The organism is Ruegeria sp. CG1 (assembly GCF_056537265.1).
In genome coordinates, this window is record NZ_JBQFRF010000003.1 from 1 (window position 1) to 21,025 (window position 21,025).

Genomic DNA, 21,025 nt, shown 5'->3' on the forward strand with positions numbered 1-21,025 from the left:
CCGATCGCGATGGAAGACGGCCTGCGCTTTGCGATCCGCGAAGGCGGCCGCACCGTCGGCGCCGGCGTCGTCTCGAAAATCATCGAGTAATCACGGCAGTCGGGCTTTGGCCCGACAAATCGGTGAACTAAAGAAGGCCGCTCCACATGGGGCGGCCTTTTCTCATCCAATCTTCTCGGCGCATTGAGATTATTCGTCGAATGATCTCGGGCAAGCTGAGTTCATTGAACAAAACAGCTGTCGATCTCGCATTCTTAATCTACCGTCCACTCCAAACGAAGACTGAACTCCCAGCTCTCTATTGCAACAGCAAGGGTGACGCGCAAATCAAGTGCGTCCCGGCGATCAGGGGAGACTAAGATGTTTGGTTTTGAATTTCTGAACTATGGAACGCAAATCCTTCACAGCAAGGATTTGGATGATATGCGAGCCGCTGTTCTCGGTGACGACGAACAGGAAGTTGAGTGCAAAATCAGCGACTTTTGCCGAGAGCGCAAGCGATTTGATATCAAGCTTGCTGAAATGTCGGACAGCATGGCGAGAGGAGCGACCTCGGTCAAAACCAGCGCAGACGCGGCCTAACGGCGCAATAGTCGTTTCACGCCGGGTTCTGGGTTCACATGCTCTTTGCCCATGGCTCACGTCCGACCATCCGGTCGGCCTCGGCGGTGATGTCGTTCATATGCTGCTCAAGGCTCAGACGAAGGGCCTCAATCTGCTCTTCGCTGGCCTTGCGTGGAACTGGATCGGTCCATTCGCGGCACAGAAATACGCCGTCGTTGCGCCAGGGGCGAGGCATCAGCAGACGATCCCAAGTTCCGGCTTCGCGCCCGTGCCGCGCGGAATAGGTGATGCCGAAAACTCGTTTACCTGATGTGCGAGCCCAGACCAGCGGTACGGTCGAGGATACCCGCTCGGGTCCGCGAGGGCCGTCGGCGGCAATGCCAATCGAGATACCCTGTTTCATCTTTCCCAGCACTTCGCGCGACAAGGCGACGTGGCGCTTGCGGCTGGACATTGCAATTGTATCCATCCCGAACAGCTTCTGCACTCGCCCCACCATGCTACCCGCGCGCGCTGCCGAAGTGATCGAGCAGATGCGGCCCTTGTCCAGAGGGAAGAAATATGGCGATTGTGCCAGTCTCTGGTGCCACAGCACCACGATGACCGGTTCGCCCTGTTCGGCCAGTTGATCCAGCTCTTCGTAACCGATGCGCTGCCAGCGTGTGTTGCGATGCACCAACCGGATATAGCTTGCGATCCGTCGCGCGACCCAGTTCAGCACGGCTTCGCTGTCTGCGATTTTCTTGCGGATGCTCAAGGCTGCGGTCCTCCTGCTGGCCGAGCCTTGTCTTAAAGAACTGCGCGCCGGGCGCAACTTTTTTGTCAGCGGTAAAGTGTTCGGAAAACTCAAAAAGCCTCTTGAGTCCGCTGCGCCTCTGTCATATCTGATGGCCCAGCCTAGGGGTATAGCTCAGTTGGTAGAGCGACGGTCTCCAAAACCGTAGGTCGCGGGTTCGAACCCTGCTGCCCCTGCCATTTCCCACCGGACAAGCGAAATTCCTGCAACAGAGGCGCGGGCTTGGTGCATACGTGTGGCGCAATTCACTTGACGTGTGCGGCAATAAAGAAAAAGCTTGATCAAGGCTGAAGGAAAAGCCATCAGGACTGTCCAGCTAATGTGCTAAAGTCGTTCGGCTTTTGTGTCACAATATGCAAGCCTGACCGGGTAGGGGAACCCGGAGACGATCGGGGACAACGGGGATAATGACAGAGATCGACGCATTCCTTGAAGAACACGGGCTGTCGAAATATGCGCCGGTATTCGCGTCGAACGAAGTTACATTGGCCGATCTCGCGCATCTCTCCGAACATGATTTGATCGACCTTGGGCTGCCACTTGGACCAAGGCGCCGATTGATGGCCGCATTGGGGCAGGCGCGGGATGCCAATCCGACCCCGGTGCAAGGCAGCGGGAAGATTGTCGCCGAGCGGAGGCAACTGACAGTTATGTTTGTTGATCTGGTTGGCTCGACTGCCATGTCCGAGCGGCTTGATCCCGAAGACTTGGGGGAGCTGCTTCGGCGGTTCAAGGAAATTTGCTCGACCTCGGTTGCTCGCTTTGGTGGACATATCGCCGATTTCATGGGTGACGGGGCGATGATCTATTTCGGGTATCCTCACGCGGTGGAAGATGCGGCCTCGCGCGCCGTTCATGCGGGTCTGGATATTCTTGAAGGATTGAATCGCATGGAAGGCCAGGAGCGTCTGACTGCGCGGATCGGTGTTTCGACCGGTCTTGTCGTTGTGGGCGAGATCCATGGCGAAGGGTTGAAGGAACATGACGTGGTCATGGGGCGTACACCCAATCTGGCAGCACGTTTGCAGAGTTTGGCCGAGCCCAATACACTGATCATCAGCCCGTCCACTCGCAGATTGGTGGGCAATGCATTTGAACTGCAGGATCGCGGGTCTTTCGCACTGAAAGGGTTTTCGGAACCGATACAAGCCTGGAGCGTCACAGGGCAGGCGCGGATCGAGCGCAGATTTGACATAATGCCTGATGCCGGTTCTGGTCGGCTCATTGGGCGCCAGGCAGAGTTCCGCAAGCTGACCGACAAATGGAATGAGGCAAGTCAGGGCGCTGGACAATCGGTTCTTGTCACTGGCGAGGCAGGGATCGGCAAATCACGCCTGATTGAGGGGCTTAGCCAAGAAGTGCTGGATCAAGGTGCGCTTCGCCTGAACTTCCAGTGTTCGCCCTTTCATGCCAACTCGGCACTTTATCCGATCATTCAGCATCTGGAACGCGCCGCAGGATTTGCGCCGACAGACAACGATGAGGATAAACTGGGAAAACTCTCATACCTCTTGCGCCATCACCCGCCTGAGCATGTGCGCCTGATCGCCGATTTGTTGAGCATTGATGCTGATGCTACGCTGGGGCCTCTCGACCTGCCGCCGCAAGTGAAGCTTGAGAAGACGTTGGAGGCAGTGACAGAACAGCTTGCAACGTTAGCGCGAGAACGACCGGTGTTGCTATTGTTCGAAGATGCGCATTGGGTTGATCCGACCACCTTGTCTCTTACAGATCGGGTGATCGAACATATTCGGGACCTACCGGTGCTGATCGTCGTAACAGCACGTACCGGTTTCGATCCGGGTTGGGGTCACCACAACAATACCCTGCGTATACCTCTCAAGCGTTTGACCAATCGGGATGTGGCTGAGATCGTAGCTGAGGTGGCGGGGGGGCACCCAGTACCACCCGAGGTTTGCGACCTTATTGCGGCCAAGACGGATGGCATTCCGCTTTATGTTCAGGAAGTGACCCGCGGTCTTTTGGAATCGGGGCAATTGCGCTTGAGCGACAAGGGGTATGTTGTACGCGGCCCCCTGCCATCGCTTTCAGTTCCCAGCACGTTGCAGGATTCGCTGATGGAGCGTTTGGACCGTTTGGGCAAGGCCAAAGAAGTGGCGCAAACCGGCGCCGTGTTCGGGCGGCAGTTCTCGATCGCGTTGCTGGCCTCTGTTTCGTTTCTGTCTCCGACGGTTCTGCAGGCCGGACTGGAACAGCTCTCATCGGCCGGGATCATTCTTCAAGCCCCGGATGCGGCAGAGGATGAGTTCATCTTCCGCCACGCATTGATTCGCGACATGGCTTATGACAGCCTGCTGCGCACGGAACGGCAGTCGCTGCATGACCGCGCGGCGGGTGCGTTGCTAGAGAACCAGCCGCAACTGGCCCAGACTCAGCCCGAGGTTCTGGCACAGCATTATACGTTGGCCCAACGCGCGGATGAGGCCGTGATGCACTGGCAAAGCGCGGGGCGTCGAGCGATCGAACGCTCGGCCCAGGCCGAGGCGTTGACCCATCTGTCGAAAGCTCTGGATCAGCTTGCCGATCTGCCAAAGAGCCGTGCACGGGATTTGCAAGAGATCGACATCCAGATTCTACGTGCCGGTGTCCTGCGCTCAACAAGCGGTATTTCAGGGGATGCGACGGGTGAGGCCTATGGGCGTCTGCGCGAACTATGTCACCGAGCTGACGAGACCGAGCGGCTGTTTCCTGTGCTCAACGGGCTATATGCATTCCATCTTGTGCGTGCTGAATATCAATTGGCGAAAGGCGTGGCTGCGCAGATCCTCGATCTGGCGGCGACAAGCGGCAAGACCGAACACCGCATGGTCGGTCATCGCGCCATGGGGGCGGTGCAATTGCATCTGGGCAACCTGTCAGATGCAAAGCGCCATCTTGAGCAAGCTTGGGCGCTTTATGATTTTGATCAGCACAGCCAGCTAGCCTATGTCTATGGAACGGATCATGCCGCGATTACATCAGCATTTCTGGGCACATGTTATTGCCTTATGGGTCGGCATCAAGATGCCCTGCAGGTGCAGAATACAGCGCTGGAATGGTCCAAGAACCTCAAACACGCGCATAGTGTGGCGCAGATCTTGGTTTACATGTGCAAGGTTCACCTGCTGGCGCGCGACATTCCTGCATTGCAAAGGGATGTTAAGGCGCTGTCCGAAGTCGCCGAGGAGCATTCGCTACCCTTTATGGCGACCATTGCGCGGCTATGGGAAAGCTGGGCAAAGGCGACCACGACCTCTGAAGTCGAACATATCGAGGACCTGCGTCAGGCGTCGGAAGACTGGTGGTCGGTTGGGGCCGGAAATTACAAGACTTTCTTCCCTTCGCTGATTGCCGAGATTCAGACAAACGCCGGCCATCACGACGCTGCGCATCAGACTTTGACGCACGCCAGAAAAGTCCTGAGTAAAACCGAAGAGAAATGGGCCGAGGCCGATCAACTGCGTATTGAGGCCGCCCTTGTAGCCAAGACCGGGGGCGATCCTGAACCACTGCTGTTGCGTGCTATCGAAACAGCGCAAAGGCAAGGCGCGCGGCTTTACGAGCTTCGTGCGGCGGTTGCGTTGGCGGAGTGGCGGCAACACCGAGGCGAACCGGTTGGTGAGGCGTTGAATTCGGTCATGTCGCATTTCCATCAAGATGCCCAACTGCCGGACCTCAAAGACGCACGAGCGTTGATGGAAACGATTACTTGACCCGAAGGCCAACTTGCTGCCAGCTTGGGCGCGGGCAGAGTTGGGATGATACCTGAATTTCGACTTTTTAGCGCTGGGTCACCAGTCCGGCGCCCCGCTCTTGTGGTATGAGGAGACCTAATGCGTAAGATCAGCAAAACACTTCTGGCCAAGGATGTCTTGGCGCAAAGCCGTACCGATCTGGCGCTGCAGCAGTACCATTCGATCACGCCCGATGAGATACGTGAATTTGAGAAGAAACTGATCGGAACGGTCACTCTGCCGACCGACGCGGATTACAACAATGACCGGCAGGTTTGGAATCCGGCTTTCCAGGACTACCCAGAGATCATCGTCTTTTGCGAGACCATTCAGGATGTACGCGCCAGCCTTGCTTTCGCGCGTGAGCATGACCTGTGGGTTGTTGCGCGGTCAGGGCGTCACAGCACGGCGGGGTATTCGGTCAATAACCAGATGGTGCTGGATACCAGCCGAATGCGTTACGTGACCGTCGATCCAAAGGTGCCGATGGCCTATGTCGGTCCGGGCACGCCGTTCAAGATGCTGAATTCGGAGTTGAACTCCTATCACCTGCACGTGCCGGGCGGGGCCTGTCAGGATGTCTGCGTTGCGGGTTTCATGATGGGCGGCGGCTATGGCTTTACCTCACGCCGGCTTGGGATGGCTTGCGACAGCGTTCTGGGTGTCACGGTCATGCTGTGGGACGGCAGTATCGTGATCGCGGACAAAGAAACGAACTCCGACCTCTTCTGGGCCATACGAGGCGGGACCGGCAATAACTTTGGCGTGTTGCTGGAAATCCGCTACCAGCTGCACCAGCTGTATAAAGTCTGGGGTTGCCACATCACATGGCCGTTGGACAAAGCCGCCAAGGCACTGGAGTACCTGCAGGCCAACTACATGCGCACCTGCGAAGATGACCGTTTCGGGGCCTATATCTTTCTGGCCTATCAGGGAGATCGAAAGGTGCTGCTGGTGTCGGCGCTCTATGATGGCACGTCCGAAGAGGGGAACGCGTTTGTTCAGCCCCTGCTGAGCGATGAAATCGGCGGCGAGATGGGTGAGGACGACCAGAACTATGGCACCTATCAAGAAATCAACTCATGGCTGTATGACGACAAATATGACATCCCCGTCGTCCCCGATCAGGCGCGTGAAGATAAGCAGGCCGGATATATTGAACGCCAGCTCAACGAAGCCGAATGGCAGCGCGTCGTAGACTACCTCGACAGCACGCCCAACGCTTATGGCGCTGTGGCCATCGAACCCTATGGGGGGGCGATCAATCGGATGCCGTTGGGCAAACAAGGCAATGCCTTCATTCACCGTGATGTGTCGCTGAACTTCTACGTCGATGTGTTCTGGGTGTCGGAAGAAGAAAAAGAGATCGTGGTGCCGTGGCTCGACGGATTCATGAAACTGATGACCGAAGAAGGCTATTTCATTGACCGCGTCTATCAGAACTATCCGCGGCGGACTCAGAAGAACTATCGCTGGCAATATTGGGGCGAGTATTTCAACTCTTTGCTGTTCGTGAAGCAGAAATTCGACCCGCATAATTTCTTCCATTATCAGCAGAGCATTTCGCCTGTGCCGGATGACGCTCCGCCAGACATCATCCGAGATACGTCCAAGTCGATATTCGACGACCCAACGATCACATACGAGAGCTATTCGAACCCCTGAAAGCGGGGGCTGCCAAGGCCAAACGGGGGAGGGCCCAGTATGGACACGATCCAAGAGATTTTCTTTCTGCCACCCATGGCGGTTGCCCGTCTTGGACCGGGTGAGACACCGCTGGAAAGCTATGAGTGGCAGCAGGACATGGATGCCCATGGCAACAACAAAACGGTCATCCGGTCGAACATAACCTTTCGCGAGATTGAAGATGGCAGTGTCACTGCCTATCTTCCCGATCCCGACACAATCCGCTTTCGCGACGAAGGCGGCGCGTTGCGCCCGGTTGCCCCGTTCTTTGAGCTGTGGGCGCGGATGCATGATGCCGAGACGGGCGAGGAATATGAGACACCGGTGACGCTCGATCTGCTCGACGATCAGGGCCTGTCGCTGCAAAACGTGCGCTATTCGGTCACCGTCGGGAACACCAAGGCCGAGCGCCGGACTGGCGACGCGGCTTGCGGGTTTCGTGCACGGGTCGAGATTGCGGGTCAGGATTTCACCCCGAAACCCCTGCTGGCCTTCAGCCCGTATACGTCCGAACAACAGCCGATGGTCTATGAGCATAACCCGATCCCGCTAGGCTCAATCCGTGTGATGCATCCTGTGCAGGGTCATGATGAACCGGTCGAAGGGGAGTTCATCGACCGCAGCATCCTGCGCCTGCGCTTTATGCCTCCGAAAGGTGAGGTTTATGGCCCGCCTGATGCTGCATACGGTCCGGCGACGCTGGCCGTACCGGGCTATCAGAACGACCCGCCGAAATCGGAATATGGTCGCATCCACGAAATCGTGCCCGAACAGAACCGCATCCTGAACCCCGACACCCCTTGGTCGAAATGGATCATGATGTCCGGCACCTCGGACGACCCTGAGCCGCACGATAGTTACGACGGTGCCCGTGTGGGCAATGACCAATCCTGGGGAGTGGCCGATGACACCAGCGATGGCGTGATCGAGGCGACGCTGGCTGTACGTGGCGAACGCCTGACCGCGCGCGCCACGATCATGACCGGACCACCCGATTTTGCACCTGATGCGCGGCCGTTCTACAGCCTTGAGGATGATCTGGCCGATCGTGATCTGTCGCTAATCTCGGTAACTGAAGAAAACTACACCCAGGCCAAAGACGAGGTGGTCGATATCTTCCGCCGCGCCTTCGAGACCAACAGCCTGATCAACCTCGACGATATCCGCGCGCAAGGTTTGAAGGACAATGCCAAATTACAGGCGAAAACCGGGATTTCCCCGACGCCGGGCCTGCCGTCAACCGATGCGAAATCCATGACGGAGGAGGATGCAAGGCCGCCGGACAAGATCGACGAACTGATCCGCCCGCAACCGATCTCGGTCTTTTCGAACTCCGTGCCCAATGATCGGCTGCCCTATACAGTTGCGACGAAGTTCGTGCATGAGCAACTGATCGACGAGGCCAACCTGCTGGATTTCCTGCGCCGTCGCCCGGATTTCGTTAAAACGCTGCTGCGTCCACCATATGGTATCTTGACCGAGCTTGAAACCGACCCGAACCCTGATCAAAACCCGAACCCGGATTTTCGCGATCCTCGGATTATCCGCGACTCGATGCACGACGCGCGGATGCCGCCTTATATGCGCGATTCCAACTATTACCCGCTGTCGCTGTCGCGCAGGCAGTACCATCTGGTGATCTCGTTCATCGACTATCTGGTTGCACAGGAAACGGAGGCTCAGAATGTCTGATCAGCCCGGCCAAATCCGCGTTAAACCCCGCAACCTGACCGCCCGCGCGGCCTATAAGGTACCGGGCAACCCCGACAACACGCGACTGGACGGATCGGTGGGGAATTGCTTTCCCGGTCTGGAAATGGATGTGCGCAACCTGGACCGCCGCTTTTTCCCCGGTCTGGTGTTCAACGCCGCGCGGGTGCCGCTGAACCCCGTGCCCGAGGCGCCGAAGAATTCACAGGGCTTCCATCTGGTTTTTGTGGACTATTTCTATGATCCGATGCTGCCTGACAACAGCCCCGAGGAGTGGGTGCAGACGCTGTTGGAGGCCTACAGCGGTGACATCGGCGCAAAGCTCAGCCAAGGTCGCTGGTTCCTGTCATGGGTCGAGCAGAGCGGTAAGCGCATCACTTTCAAGGAGGAAGACGGCACACCCTATGACGGGCTGATGATTTGGCGGTTCATCCGCAGTCTGGAACATGGTGATGACAAACCGGTCAGCATTGCTCTGGAACGGCGCAATCATGATGGCATCGTGGATACCGAGCAGGTCGTCCTGCACGGATTCCGCCGCCAGTACCGGACCGAGGCGGGTGTCTTCAGCGAAGCCTATGATCCCGGAGAATTGACGCAAAGCCTGTGCAATCCGTGGTCCCATGACTTCCGCGACTGCGGCTGCCACTACTGGCCTTCGAACCACCCCGACGTAGTGATGGCTGAGGTGGCGCATGACGATCAGCTGCCCTCGGGTCAGTCAAAGAACCCGATCGAGGCCGAGACCTATCTGGATTGGCTGCGCTCGGACAAGTCTCCGTCCGGTAAAGTCGCGGCGCTGAATACGGTCGAACAAAACCGCCCCTACCAGATTGACCATTATCAGGTAAATCAGATGTGGAGCGAATTGCCTATCGTCGTTGAAGGCCGCGAAACGGGCGAGGTTTATGAAGTTGATCCCGAAATGCCAGGCGTGGAGCCCTATGACACGCCGCAGGCGATGATCGAGGACCTCAAGACGCGTCTGGCCGCGATGGAGATGACGCTGAGCCTGCAATATCTTTATGCCTTTTTCTCGCTGGCGGATCCCGAAACGGCGGATACCCAAAAATGGCCGACGCTGAAAGACGATCTGATATTTGCCCGGCGTTCGGTGCTGGAGGTCGCGATTGGCGAGATGACCCATATGCGCTGGGCGAACCAGTTGCTTTGGGAGCTTGAGCCCGAGGGGTATGAACCCATCTTGACCCCGTCCGAAACTCTGCCGGCGGGCAAGGGTAAGACGCAGCCGCGCGCACTGAGGCCACTGACGGCCGAAGCGCTTGCGGATTTCATCGAGATCGAGCGCCCCGGAGGCTTTATCGACCGCGCTTATGCGCAATGTGTGGCGACTTTGGAGCAGGAGGATTTGTTCCCGGAGCGCCGCCTTTATGCGCTGGCGGTACGGATCGACACTGACGGGGACGAGCACTTCCTGCGCTTCAGTCAAATGAAGGACGTTTTGGCCAAATACGATACGGGAGAAGGCACGCCTGCCTATTTGCGTCAGATTGAGGTTGGCACTGAAGAGGAGGCCAGGACGGCGCTGGAACTCTACGCTAAGGTCAAGGATGGGTTAGCCAACGCCTATACGCTTGAAGCGGATGGCAAATTTGAAGACTCCCAGGCCTACATCCAGCAGGTGCGCGATGATATGAAGCTGTTCCGCGTCGAGGGCGAAGCACTGGCCGCCAAGGGGATTGGCATCCCGTTCTGGACGGAGGGTAAGGCGTGATCCCACCCGCCGCGCAGGTGCATTTCTTTGACACAGGGCATGGAGATCACATGCTGGCCGTTGATGGATCGCGCGTGTTTGATGTGCCTGAGGGGACGGCGGACCAATTCGCAACGATGGACAAGAGAAGTCAGAGCGCTTTCCTCAGGTCCATGGGATTGGATGGAACATCTTTCATCGATGACACGCCGCCTCAGAGTATGCCCGTGAGGTCGCTGTCACTGGCAGTGGCGCAGAAATGCAATCTGGCTTGCACTTATTGCTATGCTGAAGGGGGAGAATTTGGCGGACCCGCGCGGAATATGGAATGGGAAGTCGCCAAGGCTTCGGTTGATCGGCTGGTGGCCGAAGCCGCACCCGGTGTGCGGATCAACCTTGCCTATTTGGGTGGAGAACCTCTGATCAACCGTGATCTGGTGCAACGCACTACGGAATATGCCGTCGATCAGGCGCAGGCCAACGGGTTGAGCGTCGGGTTCTCGATCACAACCAACGGGACCCTGCTACGCCCCGAGGATGCGGCGTTTTTCGAAGCGCATGGATTTGCTGTCACCATCAGTCTGGATGGCGTGGGCGAGGTCCATGACAAGCTGCGCCCAAATCGTGGCGGTCGGGGTAGTTTTGATACGATCCTGAAACGGGTCGAGCCTTTGCTGGCAGCTCAACACCGTATGCAGGTTGGTGCCCGGGTAACGGTTACGCCGCAGAATATGAACCTGCCAGAGACGCTGGATCGGTTTGTGGGAATGGGATTTCATTCGATTGGATTCTCGCTAATGCTCGCCTCGCCCAACGGTCAGCATGAACTGAACCGGAGTGATTTGGACGAGATACTATCGCAGATGATCCGTTGCGGCGAAGTTTTCGAGGCGGCGGTAATCGAAGGGCGGCGCTACCCATTCTCGAACATGGCAGTGGCGATGCAGGAGATCCACCGAGGCACCCATCGGCCCTATGCCTGCGGGGCAGGGGGCGGGTATTTCGGCGTGTCCGCTGATGGCGGCCTGTTCGCCTGCCATCGCTTTGTTGAAGACGAAGCCGGAGCCATGGGCGATGTCTATAATGGCCCTGATCTTCGGCGAGAAAATTGGTTGACGAACCGTCACGTGCACACCCAGTCCCCGTGCGGCACTTGCTGGGCGCGGTATCTGTGCGGCGGCGGCTGTCATCACGAGGTCATCCATCGCGGACGCCCCGCTTGCGACTACATTCGAGGTTGGCTGCACTATTGCCTTCAAGCCTATGTCCGCTTGTCCGAAGCACGTCCGGATTATTTTGGCGTGTCCGCTAAGGTGGCCTCTGCCTGAACGGATGGAGATTGAGACCGAAATCTGCGTGATCGGAGGCGGCCCGGCAGGTAGTTCTGCTGCGCTGAGGTTGGCTCAGCTAGGTCGGCGTGTCTGCCTGATCGAGCGGCAAACGTTCCCGCGCCAGCATGTCGGCGAGTCATTGCCGCCATCAATCTGGCCGATCCTGAAACTGTTGGGGGTCGACGAAACCGTTTCCCAAACCGGTTTTCTGCGTGCAAGCGGATCGCTTTTGCATTGGGCCGGAGCGTTCGAACGTCGCGGCGTCGACGGTGATCACCCCGGACTTTTGGTTGACCGGGGCCAGTTTGATGCGGTGCTGTTACGTGCAGCACAAGCGGCAGGGGCGCAGGTCGTCCAACCTGCGCGCGCATACCGCCCGGTGCGCCAGCATTCTGGTTGGGAGATTCCCGTTCGGACCGACACGGGCGCCTTTCGGATCCAGGCACAAATCCTGCTGGACGCAGCGGGACGGCAAGCCGGGCTGGGCCGCAGGTTTCTCCCTGCATCCCAACCTTTGTTGGCGCTTTATGCTTATTGGCACGTGCCGCCGGGCTTTGGCCCGCAAGCCCGGGTCGAGGCGGGACAAGGACATTGGTATTGGGGCGCGTTGTTACCGGGAGGAGTGGTCAACGCAATGGTTTTTGTCGATCCCGACGCCTGCATCGGGCTGCCACCCGCAGATCGACGCGATCTCTATCTGAATCTTCTGGCCCGTTCGACACTACTAGCGCCCTGTCTGGAACAGCGCCGTATCGGGCCTGTGCGGCGGGCGGATGCGACCAGCCAGGCCGAGACAACACCACCAACGCGCGACCTTCTGCGGGTCGGAGAGGCCAGCTTCGCGGTCGACGCGTTGTCGTCGCAGGGGGTGCAATTGGCGATGGGGCAGGCGGTGCAGGCCGCAGCTGTGGTGAACACGCTTCTGACAACCCCCGATCATAGTGATCTGGCCTTGTCTTTTTATGCGGATCGGCAATTCGAGCGTGTGCAGACCCATGCAGCGCTCGCAGCCGATTTCTATGCACGGCAGCATGCTGTCGATCCTTCGCACTTCTGGGCTGAGCGCGCAAAGCCGTTGGATTGGGTAAAGTCTCCAGCGTTCGATCCAAACACGGAGGCGTTGCGTGATGATCAGCCCCTCATCCTGTCACCTCAGGCCAAGCTCATCACTTCCGGCGTGCAAACCGCTTCGCATATCGAACCCGGCCTTGTCATAGGGCACCCGAATCTTCCAAGGCCAGTTGCAAATCTGGAGGGCGCAATGCTGGGACCGTTGCTAGAGCGGCTGGGCGCCCCGACAACCACTTTGAACATCATCAAGAGCTGGTCAGAGGTTTTGGCCACACACACGGCGTCGCGCATTCTGCGCTGGCTTTGGTATCATCGCATCGTGATCCCCGCCGCTGATCAGGCTTAATCGAGGTTTCCTCGGCGCGTTGAATCACCTAAAGTCCGCCGCAACGCCAATCGCCAAGAAACAAGAGGTCGCATGTCGCGTTTTGATGGGTATTTCCTGCGGCAATTGCTGGTGCTGTTTGGCTTTTTCACCCTTGTGCTTGTCGGGGTGTTCTGGATCACGCGTTCAGTCAGCCTTTTTGATCGGGTCATCAGCGGCGGCCAATCGGCGATGGTATTCCTGGAGTTCACGGCGTTGACCTTGCCGACGCTGATCCGGACGGTCATGCCCATGGCTGTGTTTGCGGCCGCTGTTTACGCAACCAACCGTTTGAGCCGCGAAAGCGAGATGACGGTGATGCTGGCAACAGGCTCCAGCCCGTGGCGACTTGCGCGAGCGGTCTTGGTGTTCGGGCTCAGTGCGGGACTGATGATGGCTGTCATCAGCGTCTTTCTGCGACCTGCATCGGTTGATCAACTGGAATTAAGACAGGATGAAGTTGCCGGAGATGTCACCGCACAGCTGTTGAATGAGGGCGAGTTCTTGCATCCAGCAGAAGGTGTAACCGTCTATATCGGCGATATCGATTTGGACGGAACGCTGCGCGAAGTCTTCGTCTCGGACCGTCGCGATGGGATTAACCCGGTCAGTTATTCCAGTGCTACGGCCTATCTGGTCAATCAGGCTTCGGGCATTCATCTGGTTATGCTGGATGGGATTGCGCTGCGGTATGATCAGGCTGGTAACACGCTGTCATCCACGTTGTTCGAAGACGCCTCTTACGACATTTCCGAACTGACCCAGAATTCGAGTATGGGCCATCGCAGCCTTGAAGCCATCCCGACGGTCGAGTTGATCTGGGATCGCGAAGCGGTCTCAGTGAAAGATGATCACAGCATCGGCCATCTGGTGGATGAGCTGCACCAGAGGTTCTCGTGGATTGCAATATGTATTGCGGTCGCATTGGTCGGATATTCGACCCTGATGCTGGGTAGCTTTTCGCGCTTTGGGCTTTGGCCTCAGATCCTGGGTGCCTTTACCATTCTGGTCCTGCTTGAGGGGGTTCGGGGATTCGTATCCCCGTTCGTCATCAATGATCCCAGACTTTGGGGCTTGCTGTATCTTCCCGCCGTTATGGGCGTGCTTGTGTCGGTTCTGTTTTTACTGGCCGCGGGGCGACCCTTGATGCGAAAAAGGGTTCGAAACGGAGCACCAAAGCCGTCACCGGTCTGAAGTCAGCGGCGAAGTTCCTCCAGGCACTGCAGGATGTTTTCAACTTCTTGACTGTCCGAACGGACCACCAAATACAGCGGTAGCATTAAGTCGCGCGCATCTTTCTCGCGCAACAGCTCGCCTGAGTTCAGATGCTGAGTGATGACATAGTCCGGGAAATACCCATACCCGCCACGCTGTAGGAGATAGCGCAAAGCCATCAAGCAATTACCCAGAAAGATAGTTTGCCCTGTCGCGAGACGCGCTGTGGAACGGACATGATCCCGGTAGGTCTCGCCCAGTTCTATGTTGACAAATACCCGTTCAGCGTCGGTGTTCGCATCCTTCCTGCTTTGAACCAAAGACAGCCGTTCGGGCGGAAGTTCATGGAAGATCACGCGGCGGTCTGCAGGTTTTTCGTGGGTCAGTGCAGCGTCAAGCACATGGGTCGCAACGGCGTCGACCATATCCAGGTCATGGTCGTAATTCAGGGTCAGCAACAATTGCCCGAACCGTTGTTCAAAGCGAACCGCAAGATCCACCAGTAATGGATCCCAAACGCTCAGCTGGGCGCCCAGTCGCAATGCCGACCGATTCTGAACCTGATCAGGCAGGTCATTGGCCGCGAACGACCACAGAGACAGCATCTGTTCCGCGTAGGGTTTGAATTGGCGGCCATACTCGGTCAAAACCGTACCCCCGGCCCCGCGCGAGAATAGCGGTTTGCCTGTTGCGTCCTCCAAGGCTCTAATCCGGGCGCTGACCGCGGTTTGTGTGATGTTCAACTTACGGGCCGCTGAGTGAAACCCGCCGGTTTCGGCAACGCACAAAAAAGTTTCCAGAGATTTGGTTTGCATACCGAAAGTATTTTTTGATCGTATTGATAAAATCAATTCATTTTTTTGCCTGCAACTGCCGCCTTAAGGTGATTGGATGAATGCAGCCAAAGGATTCGCACCATGCTGGACAAGAGCCACAAACCCACCTGGACCAGTTTTGAAGAGGCGACCAAGGCCGACTGGGATGCGGTCATGGAGTATGAAGAGAGCTACAACGCTGCTTTGCCGGATCGCATACTGGACGCCATTCGTTCACTGGATGAAGAATGGACGCCGTATCCGGTGAATCGCTATCAGCACAGCCTACAGGCCGCGACACGAGCGTATGAGGACGGCGCTGATGAAGAGTTGGTTGTGGCTGCCCTGATCCATGACACCGGCGATATCTTGTCGCCTTATAATCACGGGGAACTGTCCGCCGCTATGATGAAGCCTTATGTCAGTGAGAAGACACACTGGATTCTCAAGCACCACTGCGTGTTTCAGGGCTACTACTACAATCATCATCTAGGTGGTGATCGGAATGCCCGCGACAAATATCGCGACAGCCCGTATTGGGAGGACTGCCGCTATTTTTGTCATGAATATGATCAGAAGGCGTTCGACCCGGATTATCCGACCAAACCGCTGGAGTTCTTCGAACCCATGCTACGCCGCGTTCTGAACAAGGGCGAAGGGCACATGGAACTGAATGAGACCGCCGAGGCTTAACAGGCGGCCATCAGGCGATAGACGATCTGGGCGGCGGTAAAATCCCAGGCGGCATTGCCGTTCGGGGCCAGTTCGACGACGTCGAAACCCACACATTTTCGGCCCTTCAGGGCGTGTTCCACCAGGCGCAGGGCTTGATAATATCCCAGCCCGCCTGGGACGGGTGTTCCAGTGGCGGGCATGATTGCCGGGTCCAGCCCATCGACGTCAAAGCTGGCGTACACCAGTTCGGGAAAATCCTTGGGCAGATCAACCGAGTGGATGTTGCCGGTAACCAGTTCTTCGGCGTCTACATGAAACACGTGATTTTTCAGGCGGCTTTGGGCTTCTTCGGTCGAAAAGGCGCGAACGCCGAATTGCGCCAGACGGATACCTTCTTCGGCAAGAAGATGCATGACTGAGGCGTGAGAATGTTTCTCGCCCTGATAAGCGTTGCGCAGATCAGCATGGGCGTCGATTTGCACGATACCAATCGGTTGGTTTAGAGCGCGGGCAACACCCAACACTGCGCCGTAGCTAAGTGAATGCTCGCCACCTAGCGTCACCGGGATTTTGCCGGCGCGAACGGCCGCTTCCGTGCGTTGGGCTAGGCGTTCCATTATCTCTGGCAACGCTGCATCGCAGTCAACGGGTTCTTCGGTGAAGATCCCCTCGACGCAGGGCTCGGCGTGGCCAGTGATGCGTTCCAGTTCATTACTGGCTTCGATAATTGCGTCCGGGCCTTTGGCGGTGCCCGCGCCGTAAGATACAGTGCGTTCCAGCGGCACCGGGATCACACGGAACCGCGCGTCCTCGGTGCGCTCGGATGCGGACAGTTCACTGTCGAGGAAAATACTCATGAGAGGCGGCCTTTAAAGTCGTCATAGCCGAACTGTTTGATGATTTTCAGTTCGTCCGTTTCGCTGTTCCACAGCGCTATAGTCGGCAGCGGAACTCCGTTGAAGGTGTTGGTTTTGACCATCGAATAATGCGCCTGATCGAGGAAGGCAAAGCGCTGGCCGATTTCCAGTGGTTTGTCCCATGTGTAGTCACCGATCACGTCGCCCGCCAGACAGGACGGGCCGCCCAGGCGATAGGTATGGCCTGCCTCGGCCTCATCCATGAGGGCGGGGCGATAGGGGGCTTCGATGACGTCCGGCATATGGCAGGTGGCCGAGATATCGGTGATCGCAAGGGTCATCCCGTTGGTCGGCAAGTCGAGGATTTCGCCAACCAGAATGCCCGCATCCAGGGCCACCGCCTCACCGGGTTCCAGATAGACGTCGATACCGTGTATCTCACGGATGGATTTGATGAAGGCGACCAGCCCGTCGCGGTCATAGTCATCACGGGTGATATGATGCCCGCCGCCGAAGTTCAGCCATTTGAGTTGGCCAAGGTACGGTTTGAGCTTTGGCTCAACCGCGTCCCATGTCCGGTGCAACGGCGCGAACCCCTGTTCGCAGAGCGTGTGCATGTGCAGCCCGTCCACGCCACTCATAGTCTCGGCGGTCAATTGGCTGACCGGCGTGCCCAGACGCGAGCAGGGCGCGCAAGGGTCGTATTTGGGGATTTCGCCTTCGGAATGTTCTGGATTGATGCGCAAACCGACCTGTACGCCGGCGGCTTGGGCTTTTGCCAGAAAGCGGTCCTTTTGCGCGGGTGAGTTGAAGATGATGTGGTCAGACAATGACAGGATTTCGTCGATGTCGCTTTCTTTGTATCCGGCGCAGAAAGTGGCGACCTCGCCGCCATATTCATCGCGGCCCAGCCGGGCCTCGTAGATGCCGCTAGCGCAGGTGCCGCCAAGGTATTGGCGTACAAGCGGGGCCAGCGAGAACATCGAAAACGCCTTGAGGGCTCCGAGAATGTGAGCGCCGGAGCGGGTGCCGATATCGGCAAGGATGTTCAGATTTCGTTCGACAGCTTTTTCATCGACCACGAAGCAGGGGGTAGATATGCGGTTTAGATCAAACCTGCGGAAAGCTCCTGCATCTCCGGCTTGTGTAGTCATCATGTCGGACAAGAGGTTATCTCCGGACAGTGCGGAAGGCAGTGCCTGACCGCGGGTGGGTGCGAAGCGCCCGCCCATGGGGACGGTCGGGCGCTGCCCGGCGTTGCCGCCGGGCGAGGATTTAGAAGTTAACCGGGCCGTCGAGTTCGTGGACCTGCCATGGCAAACCATGTTCGTTCAGCATGTCCATGAAGTTGTCAGGGTCGAGTTGCTCCATGTTCCACACGCCCGGTTCGCGCCAATTGCCTTTCAGCACCTGCGCCGCACCGATCATGGCGGGGACGCCGGTGGTGTAGCTGACGGCTTGGCTGCCGACCTCACGGTAGCATTCCTCGTGATCGCAGATGTTGTAGATATAATAGGTCTTTTCGCCCGAGCCGTCCTTGGCCTGACCTGTGGCGATGTCACCGATGCAGGCTTTGCCCTTGGTCTCCGCGCCCAGATCGCCGGGATCGGGCAGCAGGGTTTTCAGGAACTGAATCGGGATGATTTCCTTGCCGTCATGCATCACCGGGTCAATGCGAGTCATACCGACGTTTTCCAGCACCTTGGCGTGGGTGATGTAGGCGTCGCCGAAGGTCATCCAGAAGCGGGCGCGCTCAATCTCGGGGAAATGGGTGCTGAGCGACTCCAGTTCCTCGTGATACATCAGGTACATGTTCTTGGGGCCGATGGCGGGGAAGTCGAACTCGACCTTGTGGGTCATCGCCGGGCTGTGCTGCCATGCGCCGTTTTCCCAATGGCGCACCTCGGCCAGCACTTCGCGCAGGTTGATTTCCGGGTTGAAGTTGGTGGCGAATTCTTGATCGTTGCTGCCGCCATTCGCGTCCAGCACATCGATCTGACGGATCGTATCCAACTTGTGCTTCTTCAGCCATTTGGCGAAGACGGATGTAACACCCGGATCGAAGCCCGAGCCGAGGATGGCAGTCAAACCAGCCTCTTTGAACCGCTCTTGATAGGCCCATTGCCAGTGGTATTCGAACTTGGCCTCGTCCTCGGGCTCATAGTTCGCGGTGTCGAGATAGTGGATGCCGGCCTCAAGACACGCGTCCATCAGAACCAGATCCTGATACGGCAGGGCCAGGTTTACGAGGATTTCTGCACCCGTTTCTTTGATCAGTTTGACTGTATCTTCAACCTTGTAGGCGTCCAACTCGGCAGTCGCGATGTCCACACCGACGCGGTCCTTAACGGCCGCTGCGATGGCGTCGCATTTCGATTTCGTGCGGCTGGCCAGCGTGATCTCGGTAAAGATGTCCGAATTCATCGCCATTTTGTGCACGGCTGCGTGGGACACGCCGCCCGCGCCGACAACCAGTGTTTTGCCCATGGGATAGTCTCCTCTCAAGGGGTTATTCGTAATAGGTGTAGCCGTTGATCGAGTCGCGATAGGCGCTCATCAGGGTTTTTCGGTCCTTGGCTTGCAGAGTACCGGTCGAAATCGCCTCGTCCACCATTTTGCGGAACGCGGCGACACAGTCTTGCGGGTCGAATTCCACATAAGACAAGACTTGAGAAATTGTGTCGCCCTCTTGTTCATGCAGCAAGTCGAAGCCACCGTCGGTGCGCAGGTCGATGGTGACAACATTGGTGTCGCCGAACAGATTGTGTAGGTCGCCAAGTGTTTCCTGATAGGCGCCAACGAAGAAGACGCCCATGAAATACTCGCCTTCTTCGGGCAGCGAATGCACCGGCAGGCTGGGGGACACGCCGTCGGCCAAAATGAACCGGTCAATCTTACCGTCGCTGTCGCAGGTAATGTCGGACAGGACCGCGCGGCGGTCTGGTGTTTCATTCAAGCTTTGCAGCGGCACGATTGGGTGCAATTGGTCGATGGCCCAGACATCGGGGAGGGATTGGAACAGCGAGAAGTTGCAATGGTAGATGTCTGCGACCTTCTCAAGCTGGTCATCCACTTCCGTGTCCAGATCATCACTTGCCGCCAAGGCCTTGAGACGGGCCATAAGGGACAGGTAGATGCGCTCGGCCCGGGCCATCTGGCGCAGGTCGACATACCCGCGTCTGAAAAGCGCGCGCAATTCATTGCGATAGAAGGTTGCGTCGTTCCAGCATTCCTGCAGCCGATCCTTGCTGAGATAGCCGTGTACTGCGGCGAGGTCCGAAACCATGTGGTGGTCATCGGGCTCGGCCATTGGTCCGTCCGGGGCGTCGTAGAGTGTGCTTTCCAACACGTTGAAGACCAGCATGGACGACGTCGCAACCACCGCACGACCGCTTTCGGTGATCAATGTGGGGTGGTCGATTTCAGCCTCGTCCATGGCGTAAGCCACGGTTTCGACTACGTTGGCGCAATATTCCTCGACCGTGTAGTTGATCGAGTTTTCCGCGGCCTTTTTTTCGCCCGTGTAATCCACCCCCATGCCGCCGCCGAGATCCAAGTAGCTGAGTGGTACACCTTCACGCGAGAGTTCGGTGTAATACCGGCATGCCTCGCCAACAGCGCGGCGCACATCGTTAACGTCTTGCACCTGTGAACCCAGATGCGAATGTTGCAGCTTGAGGCAGTGCAGCAATCCCGCCGCTTTCAGCTTGTCCACGGTGGCAACAAGCTGGTCGGTGTTCATTCCAAAGGCGGAACGGTCGCCCGAACTTTCTTCCCATTTGCCGCTGATCTGATTGGTCAATTTGACCCGAACGCCTATTAGGGGCTCGATCCCCAGTTGGTTATAGACCTCGATGACGGTATTGGCCTCTTTTGGGCTTTCCAGCACGATGACGGTGTTGAACCCGATCTTGCGAGACAGGATCGCCAATTGGATGAATTCAGCATCCTTGACGCCATTGCAGACGATCAGCGCTTCGGGGGCCAGGCGATGGGCCAGGGCCAGCACCAGTTCAGGTTTTGATCCTGCTTCAAGGCCATAATTGTATTTCTTGCCGAACTCGACGATCCGGTCGACCACCTGCGCCTGTTGGTTCACCTTGATCGGAAAAACACCGCGATAGTGGCCCTTATAGTTTACGCGCGCGATTGCCTCGGCAAAGCTCTCGTTCAGGTGCGCGATTTCATGCTCTAGATAAGACGCAACACGCAAGACCATCGGGGCTTTGATCCCCCGGTCGTCCAGATCGCTGAGGATACCCGGCAGGCTGATTGGCTCGGCTTCGGGGGCCATCGGATTGCGCAGAGCTATCTCGCCCCATTCTGTCACCTCAATGAGGCCATGGCCCCATTTCTCAACCCCGTAGATGGAATGCGGTGCGTCGGGCGTCTGTTTCAATCAGATCAGTCCTTAACTTGGGTGTGCTGGTTTAGCGCCTGCCAATACGGCAGCGGTTTGATTCGTCCAAGTGTAAACTGTGAGAGGGTTCGCT

The 21,025-nt window shown here is 57.5% G+C and carries 16 protein-coding genes and 1 tRNA gene; 11 read left to right on the forward strand and 6 right to left on the reverse strand.

Features of this window, described 5'->3' with window-relative positions:
* Both ACR0AU_RS09575 and ACR0AU_RS09580 read left to right on the forward strand, forming a co-directional pair.
* On the forward strand, positions 1–90 hold a 90-nt coding region (locus ACR0AU_RS09575; protein WP_211330766.1), incomplete at its 5' end, for an EF-Tu C-terminal domain-related protein.
* Between the two features lie 270 nt (positions 91–360).
* Entirely contained in the window at positions 361–582 is a 222-nt protein-coding gene (locus ACR0AU_RS09580) for a hypothetical protein (protein WP_170420395.1), read from the forward strand.
* Between the two features lie 34 nt (positions 583–616).
* On the opposite strand, the gene ACR0AU_RS09585 is transcribed toward ACR0AU_RS09580, so the two are convergent.
* On the reverse strand, positions 617–1,321 hold the full coding sequence (locus ACR0AU_RS09585) for a DUF374 domain-containing protein (protein WP_170402235.1): 705 nt from the start codon (positions 1,319–1,321) through the stop codon (positions 617–619).
* Positions 1,322–1,463: 142 nt separating this feature from the next.
* Here ACR0AU_RS09585 and ACR0AU_RS09590 point away from each other — a divergent pair.
* The 8 genes from ACR0AU_RS09590 to lptF all read left to right on the forward strand — a co-directional run bounded on the left by ACR0AU_RS09590 (position 1,464) and on the right by lptF (position 14,164).
* Positions 1,464–1,539 (forward strand) — tRNA-Trp (locus ACR0AU_RS09590).
* A gap of 228 nt (positions 1,540–1,767) precedes the next feature.
* Positions 1,768–5,073, forward strand: a complete 3,306-nt coding sequence (locus tag ACR0AU_RS09595; protein ID WP_480795613.1) for an adenylate/guanylate cyclase domain-containing protein — start codon at positions 1,768–1,770, stop codon at positions 5,071–5,073.
* A gap of 120 nt (positions 5,074–5,193) precedes the next feature.
* Positions 5,194–6,759 (forward strand): FAD-binding oxidoreductase, encoded by a 1,566-nt coding sequence (locus tag ACR0AU_RS09600; protein WP_170733097.1) that lies wholly within the window; start codon positions 5,194–5,196, stop codon positions 6,757–6,759.
* Between the two features lie 39 nt (positions 6,760–6,798).
* The gene (locus tag ACR0AU_RS09605; protein WP_170594301.1) at positions 6,799–8,472 is read left to right on the forward strand and encodes a hypothetical protein; all 1,674 of its coding nucleotides are present in this window, start codon (positions 6,799–6,801) and stop codon (positions 8,470–8,472) included.
* Entirely contained in the window at positions 8,465–10,225 is a 1,761-nt protein-coding gene (locus ACR0AU_RS09610; RefSeq protein WP_170733095.1) for a ferritin-like domain-containing protein, read from the forward strand. Before ACR0AU_RS09605 ends, ACR0AU_RS09610 begins: the two co-directional genes overlap by 8 nt.
* Positions 10,222–11,532 carry a radical SAM protein gene (locus tag ACR0AU_RS09615; RefSeq protein ID WP_480795614.1) on the forward strand — a complete coding sequence of 437 codons (1,311 nt, stop codon included), beginning with the start codon at positions 10,222–10,224 and terminating at the stop codon, positions 11,530–11,532. Before ACR0AU_RS09610 ends, ACR0AU_RS09615 begins: the two co-directional genes overlap by 4 nt.
* A 4-nt stretch (positions 11,533–11,536) precedes the next feature.
* Positions 11,537–12,952 carry a flavin-dependent monooxygenase QhpG gene (gene qhpG / locus ACR0AU_RS09620; protein ID WP_170733093.1) on the forward strand — a complete coding sequence of 472 codons (1,416 nt, stop codon included), beginning with the start codon at positions 11,537–11,539 and terminating at the stop codon, positions 12,950–12,952.
* A gap of 72 nt (positions 12,953–13,024) precedes the next feature.
* Positions 13,025–14,164, forward strand: a complete 1,140-nt coding sequence (gene lptF, locus ACR0AU_RS09625) for an LPS export ABC transporter permease LptF (protein WP_170402212.1) — start codon at positions 13,025–13,027, stop codon at positions 14,162–14,164.
* A gap of 2 nt (positions 14,165–14,166) precedes the next feature.
* Here lptF and ACR0AU_RS09630 read toward each other — a convergent pair whose 3' ends face one another.
* Positions 14,167–15,000: a LysR family transcriptional regulator gene (locus ACR0AU_RS09630; RefSeq protein ID WP_480795615.1), complete on the reverse strand. Its 834-nt coding sequence runs from the start codon at positions 14,998–15,000 to the stop codon at positions 14,167–14,169.
* Between the two features lie 102 nt (positions 15,001–15,102).
* Between ACR0AU_RS09630 and ACR0AU_RS09635 the strand changes: the two genes are divergently transcribed.
* Entirely contained in the window at positions 15,103–15,693 is a 591-nt protein-coding gene (locus ACR0AU_RS09635; protein ID WP_170733091.1) for an HD domain-containing protein, read from the forward strand.
* Here the strand turns inward: ACR0AU_RS09635 and speB are convergent.
* The 4 genes from speB to speA all read right to left on the reverse strand — a co-directional run bounded on the left by speB (position 15,690) and on the right by speA (position 20,931).
* On the reverse strand, positions 15,690–16,532 hold the full coding sequence (gene speB / locus ACR0AU_RS09640) for an agmatinase (RefSeq protein ID WP_170733090.1): 843 nt from the start codon (positions 16,530–16,532) through the stop codon (positions 15,690–15,692). The two genes, ACR0AU_RS09635 and speB, sit on opposite strands and share 4 nt — an antisense overlap.
* Positions 16,529–17,698, reverse strand: a complete 1,170-nt coding sequence (gene nspC, locus ACR0AU_RS09645) for a carboxynorspermidine decarboxylase (RefSeq protein WP_480795742.1) — start codon at positions 17,696–17,698, stop codon at positions 16,529–16,531. Before nspC ends, speB begins: the two co-directional genes overlap by 4 nt.
* Before the next feature lie 109 nt (positions 17,699–17,807).
* A complete protein-coding gene (locus ACR0AU_RS09650; RefSeq protein WP_170392571.1) occupies positions 17,808–19,019 on the reverse strand; it encodes a saccharopine dehydrogenase family protein in 1,212 nt (403 codons plus the stop codon).
* Between the two features lie 22 nt (positions 19,020–19,041).
* Positions 19,042–20,931 (reverse strand): biosynthetic arginine decarboxylase, encoded by a 1,890-nt coding sequence (speA, locus tag ACR0AU_RS09655; RefSeq protein ID WP_480592700.1) that lies wholly within the window; start codon positions 20,929–20,931, stop codon positions 19,042–19,044.
* Positions 20,932–21,025: the final 94 nt, after the last annotated feature.